Source organism: Pontibacter pudoricolor, from assembly GCF_010092985.1.
GTDB lineage: Bacteria > Bacteroidota > Bacteroidia > Cytophagales > Hymenobacteraceae > Pontibacter > Pontibacter pudoricolor.
In genome coordinates, this window is record NZ_CP048106.1 from 1,210,596 (window position 1) to 1,223,414 (window position 12,819).

Annotated in this window: 11 protein-coding genes; 8 read left to right on the plus strand and 3 right to left on the minus strand. The window is 45.5% G+C overall.

The window, feature by feature from the left end; all coding sequences use genetic code 11:
• Positions 1-20 precede the first annotated feature (20 nt).
• From GSQ66_RS05250 to GSQ66_RS05275, 6 genes are all read left to right on the plus strand, one after another.
• Entirely contained in the window at positions 21-2,924 is a 2,904-nt protein-coding gene (locus GSQ66_RS05250; protein ID WP_162426498.1) for a PD-(D/E)XK nuclease family protein, read from the plus strand.
• A gap of 92 nt (positions 2,925-3,016) precedes the next feature.
• Positions 3,017-4,102 carry an FUSC family protein gene (locus GSQ66_RS05255; RefSeq protein ID WP_162426499.1) on the plus strand — a complete coding sequence of 362 codons (1,086 nt, stop codon included), beginning with the start codon at positions 3,017-3,019 and terminating at the stop codon, positions 4,100-4,102.
• Between the two features lie 36 nt (positions 4,103-4,138).
• On the plus strand, positions 4,139-5,017 hold the full coding sequence (locus GSQ66_RS05260) for a helix-turn-helix domain-containing protein (protein WP_162426500.1): 879 nt from the start codon (positions 4,139-4,141) through the stop codon (positions 5,015-5,017).
• A gap of 94 nt (positions 5,018-5,111) precedes the next feature.
• A complete protein-coding gene (locus GSQ66_RS05265; protein ID WP_162426501.1) occupies positions 5,112-5,510 on the plus strand; it encodes a DUF983 domain-containing protein in 399 nt (132 codons plus the stop codon).
• Positions 5,511-5,736: 226 nt separating this feature from the next.
• Positions 5,737-6,342: a hypothetical protein gene (locus GSQ66_RS05270; RefSeq protein WP_162426502.1), complete on the plus strand. Its 606-nt coding sequence runs from the start codon at positions 5,737-5,739 to the stop codon at positions 6,340-6,342.
• 257 nt (positions 6,343-6,599) lie between these two features.
• On the plus strand, positions 6,600-7,976 hold the full coding sequence (locus GSQ66_RS05275; RefSeq protein WP_162426503.1) for an MBL fold metallo-hydrolase RNA specificity domain-containing protein: 1,377 nt from the start codon (positions 6,600-6,602) through the stop codon (positions 7,974-7,976).
• 252 nt (positions 7,977-8,228) lie between these two features.
• On the opposite strand, the gene GSQ66_RS05280 is transcribed toward GSQ66_RS05275, so the two are convergent.
• Both GSQ66_RS05280 and parS read right to left on the minus strand, forming a co-directional pair.
• Positions 8,229-8,690 carry an RES family NAD+ phosphorylase gene (locus GSQ66_RS05280; protein WP_162426504.1) on the minus strand — a complete coding sequence of 154 codons (462 nt, stop codon included), beginning with the start codon at positions 8,688-8,690 and terminating at the stop codon, positions 8,229-8,231.
• A complete protein-coding gene (parS, locus tag GSQ66_RS05285; protein WP_162426505.1) occupies positions 8,687-9,106 on the minus strand; it encodes a type II RES/Xre toxin-antitoxin system antitoxin in 420 nt (139 codons plus the stop codon). Before parS ends, GSQ66_RS05280 begins: the two co-directional genes overlap by 4 nt.
• 191 nt (positions 9,107-9,297) lie before the next feature.
• Here parS and GSQ66_RS05290 point away from each other — a divergent pair, with 191 nt between their 5' ends.
• Complete coding sequence (locus GSQ66_RS05290) at positions 9,298-10,008, plus strand: tetratricopeptide repeat protein (protein WP_162426506.1); 711 nt, start codon at positions 9,298-9,300, stop codon at positions 10,006-10,008.
• A gap of 151 nt (positions 10,009-10,159) precedes the next feature.
• On the plus strand, positions 10,160-11,038 hold the full coding sequence (locus tag GSQ66_RS05295; protein WP_162426507.1) for an OmpA/MotB family protein: 879 nt from the start codon (positions 10,160-10,162) through the stop codon (positions 11,036-11,038).
• Between the two features lie 1,020 nt (positions 11,039-12,058).
• Here GSQ66_RS05295 and GSQ66_RS05300 read toward each other — a convergent pair.
• A complete protein-coding gene (locus GSQ66_RS05300; protein ID WP_238395824.1) occupies positions 12,059-12,550 on the minus strand; it encodes a DUF2062 domain-containing protein in 492 nt (163 codons plus the stop codon).
• Positions 12,551-12,819: the final 269 nt, after the last annotated feature.

Below are 12,819 nucleotides of genomic sequence, written 5' to 3' on the forward strand. Positions count from 1 at the left end.
AGTCATTCAAAATTAAGCAAGTGCAGACTTTCCTGGAGCTAACCGCGAAATACATTTACGAAAAGTATAAAGAGAATATCAGCGAGCTATGCATTGTGCTGCCTTCGCGCAGGGCGAGCTTTTTCTTTAAGAATGCGCTGGCACAAGCTGCTGTAGAACCCATCTGGTCGCCGAATGTGCTCTCGATGGAAGACTTTATCTGTAAAATGGCGAAGGTGGATGTAGTGGAGCCGATAAACCTGCAGCTCGAACTATACGACCTGATGCGCGAGCAGGACCCGACCCTGGATTTCGATCAGTTTGTAACCTGGGCTGGTACTTTGCTCGATGACTTCAGCCGGATGGACCAGAACATGGTGGATACCGGGAAGCTGTTTGATTACCTGAGCGAAGCAAAGGCACTGGAACGCTGGGAACCCCGCAACCTGGGCTGGACCATGTCGCCGGACATGCGCAAGTACTTTAGCTTATGGGCTAACATCGAGAAGACCTACCATAACCTGCAGCAGCACCTGCACAAGAACAAGCAGGCCTACACCGGCATGGCTTACCGCAGAGTCGCAAACGAGATCGAAACTATAGTTCAGGAAAACACCTGTCACCAGTTCATCTTCATTGGCCTGAATGCGCTTACCAGGTCTGAAGAAAAGATCATTAAGGCACTTCTGAAACACAACAAAGCCGAAGTGCTGTTTGACAGTGATGATTTTTACATGGAAGAAGGCATGGCCAACCGGGCTGGCAGCTTTCTGCGCAAGTATAAAAACACCTGGAAACTACCGGAGTGGCGCTGGCAACAGAACATGCTGTTGACCGATGACAAAACTATAAATGTGATTGGCGTGGCCAACGCCAGCATGCAGGGTAAACTTGCCGGGCAACTATTGCAGGAAATTCGTGAGCAGGATAAGCACGCGCAAGTTGCCATCGTTTTACCCGATGAGACACTTCTCTTGCCGGTGCTGCATTCTATTCCGGACGATGTGCCCAACTATAACGTAACCATGGGTCTGAGCTTTAAGGGCACTCCCCTGTTCAACCTCGTTGATTTGCTGTTTGATGTGCATTTAACGGGCGTGAACCAACTACAGGAAAGCGGCTATAAAGTATATCAATACCATCATTTATCAATTAGCAAACTGCTCACGCACCCGTTCATCCGTCGCTACGAACTATACCTTAACGAGCAAGAGGACCAGGCTCAGTTTCATGGGCTGATACAGCAGGTGCTGGATACGATAGTTGCGGAGAACAAAGTGCTGATCACGGCTCAGGAACTGTTGGAATTAGGTCAGCATCACCCGCTATTCGAAACGCTGTTCCGTACCTGGCGCGATTGCGACGATATTATTGTTGCCATGTACGACCTGATAGAGCTGCTCCGCCAGGTTTACACCCACGGCCACAACACCATCGAGACCGAATATCTCTACATCTTCTACACCATCATCAAGCGACTCGACACGATTTTTGATTGCCGCGAGCAGAAGATATCGGTGCGCAGTTTCCGGAAGTTTTTGTACGAACTGATTGGCCAGACAAGATTACCATTTAGTGGCGAGCCAATTTCGGATGTGCAGATCATGGGTATGCTCGAGACCCGTGCACTTGACTTTGAAAACCTGATCATCCTTTCTGTAAACGAGAATACCCTGCCTGCTCCTAAAAAGCACAACTCACTGATGCCGTTTGATGTACTGAAAGAGTTTGGCCTGCCAACGTATGCGGAGAATGAAGGCGCTATGGCTTACAATTTTTACCGTTTGCTGCAGCGAGCCAAGCGTGTGAATTTGCTTTATGTGCTGCCTTCCGATACCTATGGTTCCGGTGAGAAAAGCCGCTTTATCTTACAACTGCAAAACGACCTGGCCCTGCGTAACCGCAACATCACGTTCCGGGACATGACAGCTATAGTGGAACAGACCGATACCAAGAAATACGACGAAGACATAGTTATACAAAAAGACAGCGCTACACTGGAGCAGATAAAACGCGACCTGCAGCGCGGCCTCTACCCATCCAGCCTGAACACTTATATTAACTGTTCGCTTAAATACTACTTCAGCCGAATTGCTAAAATGCAGGAAGCCGACGAAGTGGAAGAACAGGTAGATGCAGCGCAGTTTGGTACGGTGGTGCACCAGGTGCTGGAAGATTTCTTTAAGCCATTTGTGCTGAGTGGCGAACCTATAGTTGCCGAAAGTATAGATCAGATGCTGCTCGAGTTACCGGGCCACACCAAACTTGCTTTTAACCAGGCTACCCGCGGCGCCAGCACCGAGCGCGGCCTTAACTACCTGTTGCTGAAAGTAGCCATTGAAGTATTAGAAAAGTACCTGAACAAGCTCAAACACTCCAGCGAACTGCCACTCTATATTCTCAGGTTAGAAGACTCCCTTACGGCTAAACTACTGGTACAACTGGACGATGAACTGCTGGACGTAACGATAGCCGGGAAAGCTGACCGCATAGACATGACAGGCCACGAAATACGGGTGATAGACTATAAAACCGGAAAGGTAGAACAGAACAAACTCCGTGTAAAAACAGATGACCTAAGATCACCATCTTCCAAAACAAAGGACTTTGATAAGCCGCGCCAACTATGGCTGTACCAGTATATTCTGCAACGGCAGTTACGCGAAGCACCGCAAACTATAGTTGGTAACAATCAGCAGATCGATCCGGCAACTATAGTTGCAAAGTCAGGCATTATCTCGTTCCGGAACATAGAAGAGAATGTGTTATCGTCGGAGTTTAATTTTATGGGAGAAGATGGCCAGCCCAAGGATTTTATAGTTGCTTCAGAAGAACTACTGACTGGAATCATCAAAAACATGCTCGACCCGAACGAACCGATCCGTAAAACGCAGGACCCGGACATTTGTGAATATTGCGCTTACAAAGGTATCTGTGCGAGGTAAGCAGGAAATCCGGTTTATTACATTACATTACATTAAACCTTTGCTATTGCTTTTAACTATACAATCAACGATCACCAACTATAAAACCGGATTTGCATAAGCGTATTGAACAACTGGAACGTTTCGGGCTTACCCTGCAGATCCTAAAAACGGCACTGGCAGGGTCTCTCTCGTGGTTTGTAGCTACTAATTTGCTACATGCCGAGTTTCCCTATTTTGCTGCCATTGCAGCTATTCTTACCGTACAGGTCACCGTTGCCGATTCTGTTGATAAAGCGACGCAGCGCATTATTGGTATAATTGGAGGTGTGTTGCTGAGCATGCTTATCGGACATTGGTTCAAGGTAAATGCCGTCTCTATTTTTATAGTTATTCTGCTGGGGATGGGCATTTCGAAGGCACTCCGCATGAACCCGCAGATCATTTCGCAGGTGGCGATCAGTTCGTTGCTGGTACTGGCTTTCGGACACTTTAACCAGGGCTACGCCTTCGACCGCATCATCGAAACTATTATTGGCTCCGCAATTGCCGTTATCATCAATGCCGTAATCGTACCCCAGAATGCCATACCGGATGTAGAAACCTGTATCGTAAATCTTGGTGAAACAGCAGCTAAAACCCTGTGCAGCCTTACCGTGCTTCTTGACTATACCTCCACTCACCGGAAAACAGGCCGTAGCGAAGTAAATGCCCTGAAAAAGGAATATCAGAAATGTCAGGATACTTTAAAACTTGCCGAGCAAAGCCTCAAATACAACTTCTTCCTGACCAATAAGCGAACCAGGTTAAGCAGGCTGGCTGTCACAATTCGCAAGCTGGACCATATTATAATTCAGATCAGGGGCATCCGGCGAGGGCTTGACGATTTGCAGCACAGCAAACTTAGGTGGCTGGAGCAGGAATTTACACAGCAATTGACTACGGCCATGGTAGCTACATCAGCCTGTATCGTTTCGTATGCAAATGTAAGTGTAAAAGCCACAGAGGCATCTCTTTTTCAACTATGGGACGCGATAGAAAGAGCCAGAAAAGAACAGGCCAAATGCCTGGACGCATTACAAACGATACCAACCCCTGAAATGCTGCGCGATGTAGGAAGCATATTAACCGACCTGAGCCGTATAGTTGCCGAAACAGAACGGCAAAGCAAAAAAGCAGTACCTCAGCCAGTAAAGTAAGCGTTTGTAAATTGATTGTACCGGTACTTAAAAGCAATGCCTGAAACAACCCTTCCCATTTACCAGATTAAAGATTTTGATGCCGGCAGCCAGCAGGAACGGTATTTTTATATGAATTCTTTTGCGCAGCATCTGCAGGAGCATGCTTTTATTCAGAAACCGCATAAGCACGACTTCTACATGCTGTTATTTGTTACTCAAGGTACAGGCACCCATACCATCGATTTTGAAACGTACCCGGTAAAGCCAGGCGCTACTTTCTTTTTAAGCCCGGGCCAGTTACATAGCTGGCAGCTTAGCCCCGAAACCGACGGTTTTATAGTTTTCTTCACCCCATCGTTTTACCTGCTCGATTTTTCGCATCACAAGCTCTATAGTTTCCCGTTTTTTCATGGATTGGTACATAAGCCTTTGCTGCAGATTTCTGCAGCACACTGGGCATCGCTTAAAACCATACTTAACAACATTAAAAAAGAACTGGCAGCGCAGCAACTATACGCTGATGCTATTATCCGCAATTACCTCGATATCCTGTTGCTTCAGTTATCACGGCAGTACCAATCAGAAAAGCAGGAACAGCAACTGCCTGTGGGCATGCTGTCGCAGGTAGAAGTGTTGCAAAACCTGATCGAGAAAAACTACAAAGAACACAAGCCTGTCAGCTTTTACGCCGATAAACTACACACTACACCTAAACAGCTTAATGAATATTGTAAACGGATACTAGGCAAAACAACGACAGACCTGATTCATGACAGGGTTATACTGGAAGCCAAACGGTTACTGGTGCACTCTGATCGTACCATATCGCAGGTGGCCGCCGAGCTGGGTTATTTTGACAATGCTTACTTCTTCCGGTTTTTTAAAAAGAAGACCAACTATACGCCTGAACAATTCCGGAAAGAGCACCTATAGTTTACCGTAAAATTGTACAGTATTTGGTCATTTATGTACAGTAAGTCTTAGCTAATACCTGCCTATCTTTGTATGAAGTAAAAATACGAACGTTATGGCCTGGAAAGACTCTTCTTTTTATAGTATACTGAATATTAAATGTCCGCGCTGCCATGAGGGTGATATGTTTCCGAAGGGCACGCTTTATAGTGTAAGCAAGTTTGCTACAATGAATGAAAAGTGCAGCTGCTGCGGACAGTATTTTGAGCCGGAAACAGGTTACTACTATGGTGCCATGTTTGTGAGTTACGCGTTTAGCACAGCCATCTTTATCGGGGTCTGGATCGTGTTAAGTATGCTGGTAGAGGAAGTAACCTTGCTGATGATGATCGTAGCTCTGGTCGTTTCAGTAATAGCACTGCTGCCCATAAATTTCAGACTGTCACGCAGCATCTGGATACATATCTTTATCCGTTATAAAGGCCCATGCACCCTGGAAAAGAAAAAGAGTTAATACAATTGAAAGAGACACTACATCAGGTGTCTCTTTTTTTGCCTGTCTTCGGTTTTATGGTTCGTCTGTCTAAAATGAGACAAAACCTTGCGCTTGTTTATAGTTGCACCATTATTTAGGCTATACCTTATTAATAAAAGTCAACGATTAAACTATAACATCCTGTAAACGTTATTATTAGCAGGATTCTATCCTGAATTAGTTGCACGACTTTAAACAATAAGCTATGAAAAGATTATTTACACTCCTGCTATTTAGTATATCGTTTCATTTAAGTGCATCGGCACAGGATGAGCACTTAACCAGGCCGCAGACCACGGCACCTGTAGCCGGCGAAGCAGTTGCTAAGGGCAACTGGATCGTAGGAGCCAGTATCGCAAACATAGGCCATAACTTCAAATCTGAAACCTTTACGCTGGATATTAACCCGAGAGCAGGTTACTTTATATCCGATAATGCGGCAATTGGTGCACAGGTACAGTTAGGCTTTATTGCTTATGATGGTGGTGAAGATATCAAATATGGGTTAACACCGTTTGTACGCTATTATTTTCCGGAAGGCGCAGCTCCAACACACCGCTGGTTTGGCGAGGCAGTTGTAGGTTTTGCCGGCAGCTCTATTGAAGATAGTGAAGGCGATGCCATTTTTGATGCTGTGTATGGTGTAAGTGCTGGCTACGCCCATTTTGTTGCATCTAACGTGGCCCTGGAAGGTATGCTGAACCTGATCCGTAGCAATGCCAATATCGACGTCAGCAACGATTCATCTACCGGACTTTCTCTTAGCCTTGGCCTCCAGATTTACCTGCCTGGCAGTGGCCGTAGTTTCTAATATGTAACTTTAAAACCTGACCGAAGATCACCTGTAATCCATAGTTGCAGGTGATCTTTGCTATTGACCGGCCCAGACCAGAACTATAAAGTGGTTTATCACTTCAATAATTTCTACCTTAGATAACGTAACATAAATCTTTCTAAATAAAGAATTTTACAACAAGTCTGCCTCTTACCCATGATTTGATTGTGCATTAGCCTGCAGGTATAGCCCGGGCCTGGATTGCCGGGTATAGTTTCCGTAACTAAACACTCATGCAACAAGATCTCTCTCCAATTCAGCTTACCTTTCTGGGTGGTGCCGGTACTGTTACCGGTTCCAAAATTCATATTAAAACAGCAAAACACCAGATACTCATCGATTGTGGTTTGTTTCAGGGACTCAAACAACTGCGCCTTTTAAACTGGCAAAAGCCTGCCCTTAAACTGGAAGACCTGGATGCCATCATCCTCACGCACGGACACCTGGACCATTGCGGCTACCTGCCCGTGCTTGTTAAAAATAGTTACGATGGACCCATTTACGCCACAGAACCGTCCCGCGACATAACACGCATTATTCTTACCGACAGTGCCCGTATACAAATGGAGGATGCCGAAGAAGCAAACCGCGGCGGATATTCCATCCACCATCCGGCCAAACCGCTTTATGACCTCGACGATGTAGCCCGCACCATGCCCTTATTTGAGACACACAACTATGGCGAGTGGGTAATTATAAACGAAGACATTAAGTTTTGTTTCAGAAACAGCGGCCACATACTGGGTTCCGCTATAGTTGAGTTGAAGTGCCAGGGCCGTACATTTATTTTTTCAGGAGACATAGGCCAGCGCCAGCCGCTGTTAATGGACCCGCCGGTCAGGCTCCGTGATGCAGATTATGTGATCATGGAATCAACCTATGGCGACAGGCTGCATAGTGACGTATCTCCTTATACCGAACTTGCAGAAGTAGTAAACCATACCTATGACAAAGGTGGTGTACTGGTCATTCCGAGTTTTGCCGTAGAGCGCGCGCAGGAATTACTTCTGCTCCTGAATACGCTTAAAGAGGACAAGAGCATCCCTCCTATACCGGTCTACCTGGATACACCGATGGGCATTGATGTGTCTGACCTGTATTTGCATTATCACGAGTGGCATAACCTAACCCGTGCTGAATGTGAAACTATGATGCGCAACGTACACATTATCCGCAAATTTGAGCACACCCAACATGTACTGGATACGCACGGCCCTAAAATTGTGATTGCAGGCAGCGGCATGGTAACAGGCGGTCGTGTGTTGTACTACCTGGAGCGTTTACTCGGAGATGCCAGGAATACAGTGTTGCTGGTAGGTTTCCAGGCACCGGGTACACGGGGTAGTTTGCTAAGCAGTGGAACCGATGAACTGAAGATACATGGTGCCTACTATAAGGTTCGGGCTGAAGTAAGGCAGATAAGCACCATGTCGGCGCACGGCGACCGGGACGACCTGCTCTGGTGGCTACAGAATTTTAAACAGGCTCCGCTACAGGTTTTCCTGAACCACGGCGAGGCACAGGCCAGTGAAGTTCTTCGCATGGAAATAAAAGACAAACTAAAATTTCCGGTAACTATAGCGCAGATGGGCGAAACGTATTACTTGTAACTATAAACTCATGTTTGAAGAGCGTAGTTATTTAAAGCTGATCTTATAGTTTAACTATAGACTTGCTGTTTCGGACATCTGTGTCCGGAACCTTGTCTGTTGCGGACTTCCTTATCCGCGTAAAAGGAAGACTAATTTACAGAGACTAAGAAGTCCCAGGCAGCGTGTTTTCGGACTTGGAGGCCCGCAAGAGCTTTAAGAGCTTTGTTGTTAAAAGTCTGATCCTATAGTTTAACTATAGTTTTAAGAAAGTTACTTTACAAACAAACGCTTGTCAAACTCAAAAGGCTCTGTGCCAACTATAGTTACTTTAGGAAAGTCCGGGTGAAGGGGGTTTACGAGATAATTGTAGGTGCCCTGCACTGCTGCGGATGGCACTTTCAGCACGAGCTGTTGCTGATCAGCTATAAATGCATCGCCAATAAGCTGGGTGGCATTGCTATGCGGAAAAGATTTCCAGTCGGTTGGCAGTTTAGCTTCAGGCAGTTCAACTATCTCAACATCATCGGGAATCCGGATCTGGATAAGCTGGTAATCGAAAGGTATGATACCGAGCGGCATGTGTACGGCAACTTCTACGGTGCAAAGTGCTATGGAATCGGAAGTATACAGCACAGGCGTTCCTTTGCTGTTCCAGCGGCCACCTGCCAGCTCCGCCCCTTTCCCCGACAGATCTTTTGCAAACCTGACGCGGCTCAAGCGGAACACGATCATGCCAGTACGCCGTGCTCTATGCGGGTAAGCTCATCGCGTAGCATGCCTATGCCAAACGTGCTGTCCAGAAGTTCTTTTGGTTTTATGCCGCCTAAGGCAACGTTCTTGGCTTCGAGCCAGGCATCAAAATTGGCCTGATCGCCAAACACTTCCACTCCTTTATTATAGACCAGCGTTATTTCCAGTATCTTTTCAGAATGCAGCGGGTCGAAGGTGCGCTTCTCCTTTTTGTATCGCTGAAAAGTACGCTCCGATAAATGCAGGTAATTAGACCACTCGCTTATGCTGAAAGGACTTTTATCGGCTATAGTTTGGAAGGATGCATACTTTATGCCTTCGCGCACCGTGCTGATGAGCATAAAAATATCCCGGTCATCGATCAGGCTATAGTTTAAAGTAGTGAGTGCGTGTGCCATAATAGAATGTTTTCTCAAATATACGAAACTTGTCATAATTTAATCGACATTTGTCGCAAGTATTTTTACTGCTTCCATCTATAGTAGTTATTATAGTTACAGGTATCAGACTTATTTGTTAAATCAACTATAAACTTCTATTTTTAATGCATGAGTTTTAGTCGGCTCATAAAAATCAACCTAACCCGTTTATGAAAAAATTACTTTATACTATAGCTGCCTGCTTACTGGCCGTTAACGTTACTTTTGCCCAGGATGCTACTACAAACCCAAGGATTTTGCCGATGTTTGGCAATGTGGTTAAGACGGAAGCCCAGCAACTACAGGACGAGAAATTTCTGAGCAGCTGCGATAAAAGCTTTACTACACGCACCGAGGCCAGTAACTTTTTTATGGAACGCGGCTGGGAGTACCTGAACGAGGGACAGACGGATACGGCAATGCACCGCTTTAACCTGGCCTGGCTCCTGAACCCGGATAACGGCGATTCGTACTGGGCTTTCGGGTTGGTAACTGTTGCCAAAGGAAATCCGCAGGAAGCGGTTGGCTATTACGAAAAAGCACTTGCTCTTAAACCCAAAAACTCCCTGCTCCTCTCCGACCTGGCAACCTGCTACGTAACAATGTATGAACAGAAACCGAAGAAGAAGTCACTCAGCAAAGCTATAGGTTACCTGGATCAGTCTATAGCGGCAGACGCTCAGAATGCATTTGCTTACTTCACCATGTCTAAAGTAAAGTACTTTAACAAGGACTATAACAGTGCCTGGACTTACCTGCATAAAGGCCGGGAACTAAATATGGCAGCTTTAGATTACAATTATCTGCTGCAGCTGACTGAGAAAATGAAAGACCCGCAAGGATTTTACAAAAGCAATGAAACTGCCGCTCAGCCGGAATAATTAAACTATAACTTCTTATATGAAAAGGCATCCGACAAGGATGCCTTTTTTATTATAAAAATCCGGGTAAATCGTTTACTGGCCGTCTGTTACTATCTATAATTTACTATATTTGTTCAGTTACCTGATTGTAATTTATAGTTCTGATTATATGAAAAAGAAAATTGTACGCTCTTCCGTTCTGGTGTTGGTGGCAACGATGTCTCTATCGTCTTGTGTTGTTTCTAAAAAGAAATACGATGACCTGATGGCTCGTAAAAATGCCCTGGAAGTAGACAAGGCCAGCCTGGAAGAAGAGAAAAGCACCCTGGAAGAAGAGAAAGCATCTCTTGAAAACCAGAAAGCCCAACTGGAGCAGGAACGTGCCGAACTGGAGAAGCAGAAAGCAGAATATCAGGCGAGTTTGCAGCAAGCCCTGAAAGAAGGTAAAACACTTGGTGAGAACCTGAACCTGAGCAAATCGCAGATAGATAAGCTGAGCGCCGACCTGAAAGCCCGTGAGCAGAAGCTGGCTGAGCTGCAGCGCATACTCGATGAAAAAGAAAAAGCAGTTAAGAATCTTCGCGCCCGTGTAAGCAATGCCCTGCTCGGCTTTAACGACAAAGACCTGACTGTGCAGGTACGTAACGGTAAAGTGTATGTATCGCTGGCAGAGCAGTTGCTGTTCAACTCCGGCTCTACCAAAGTTGACCCGAAAGGCGTTGAAGCCCTGAAAAAACTGGCTCAGGTGCTAAAAGAACAGCAGGATGTAAACGTAGTAGTAGAAGGCCACACCGATGATGTTCCGATTGCAAGAGGCACCGTTGGCATGCAGGACAACTGGGACCTGAGCGTACTACGCGCGACTGAGATCACCCGTATCTTAACGCAGGACGGCGTTTCTCCTGAACGCGTTACACCATCCGGCCGTTCGCTTTATGTTCCGTTAGAGAATGCCAAAACAAAAGAGGCGCGCCAGAAAAACCGCCGTACCGAAATTATTCTTACTCCTAAGTTAGATGAGTTATTCCAGATTTTGGAGTCTGCCTGATAAGTTAAGAGGTTAAAACGTAATGCAACAGCCAGCTTTATAAAAAGCTGGCTGTTGTGTTTTATAGTAACTATAGTTTATTGTTCGTTTGTCATTTCGGGCATTCTTGAGACGAGAGTCGAGAAGTACCAACGTAGCTGTGGAGGATTTTATATGTCCTATAGTTTCTCTCTTGTCATTTCGAGCCTTAGCGAGAAATCTATCTCAGCTTATGGTTGGTTATAGTTGCACTTGGAAACAGCATTTTCTTCCTTGTCATTTCGAGCATTCTTGAGACGCGAGTAGAAAAGAGCCAGCGTTGCTGTGAGAAATCTTGATTCTATAGTTGCTCTTTTGTCATTTCGAACAGCGTGAGAAATCTGAGTTCTATAGTTGGTTATAGTTGCAGCTGGAACCAAGCTATTCTTCTATAGTTACTTCTAATCCTGGGAGCTTTACTTGCCTATAGTTCTATAGTTGGCCTTGGTGCCCTCACGGCCGGGAGGACTCGTCTTCGGGCATCGCGCTGCGCGAATCTCTTTTGCTCGTACCTCGCAATGGCTGCGCCACCAGATATTCACAAGGCGCTCAACCCAAAGACTGTGATCAGTTCGATAGCTAAACTATAGTTGATTGAAAGGCTATAGTTGCTTGGCTTTATCGTGATTGTATTTCCGAAGGAACAGGTAAACCTGTCCTGATTATGGACTGGAAACCGGAACTATAGCACGATAACTCAAACTATAACGACAGCAGGAATTCCCCTCTCGGGAGGGGCAGGGGTGGGTTAAAACAGCAACTATAGCACTATAACCTCAACTATAGCAAAGGCTGGAAAGCTCCTTCCCCTGTTATTAGGGGAAGGCTGGGAAGGGGTAAAACGCCAACTATAGCATTGGCCAAAATAAAGCTCCCCTTCTTAGACAAGGAGAGATTATGGGTGGTTAGACAACGCTAACTATAAAACTATAAACTCAGCTATTACAAAAGCAGAAGCTGCCACCCGTAAAGTGCAGGGATGGGGAAAAAACAACTATCAAACTAAAGTTCAGCAACAACATCGACCGGAACTGTAGCAACCGGAAGAAACCTGTTAAAAACAGGCAGGCAAAGGAAATATAACGCAAACCCTACTGGTAAAGACAGGATCGCCCAGGCAGAGATACCCGCCAGATTCGCAACCCATAGTTTACCCAGCGCTTCAACCCAATCAATACGGAACATCTCCATCATTTCATCCAAAGACAAGCGAAACTCAGACATCCCGAACATAAATATGCCCAGCTTAATAAAAGGAATGGCAAGCAAAATCTGTAAAGGCTGCACCAGGTAACTTACCAGCACCGTTGCAGCAATATTTAGCCTGAAACGGGCAGCTACAGCCGTACCCAGTACAGTCGTTATTCCCAACGCAGGTATTATTCCGACAACAGAACCAACGGCAACCGTTGCAGCCAGCTTGCGCGGCGACATACCCTGCTTTAAAATGTTCAGGATGGGTTGAACTATTCTGCGTCTGAAAAAGTCTTTCACGGTGAAAAGCAGTAGCTGCCAGTTAAAAAATAATATAACGGTTAAGGTAAATAAATTAGTTTACGACAGATGCTCCTATCTGGTGTGAGCTGCAAATGTTGATCGCAAAATTACTCTTTTATACCCGGAAACACCTAAAGTAACCTGTGTCAGAAGCAATTAAATCCGAAACTTTAAAGTAAGTATAACCTATAGTTCAGGTTTCAAAGCAAAATGATCAGTGGTACAACAATTATTTTAAACTACAGCTAAACCATTTGCATCCTGGC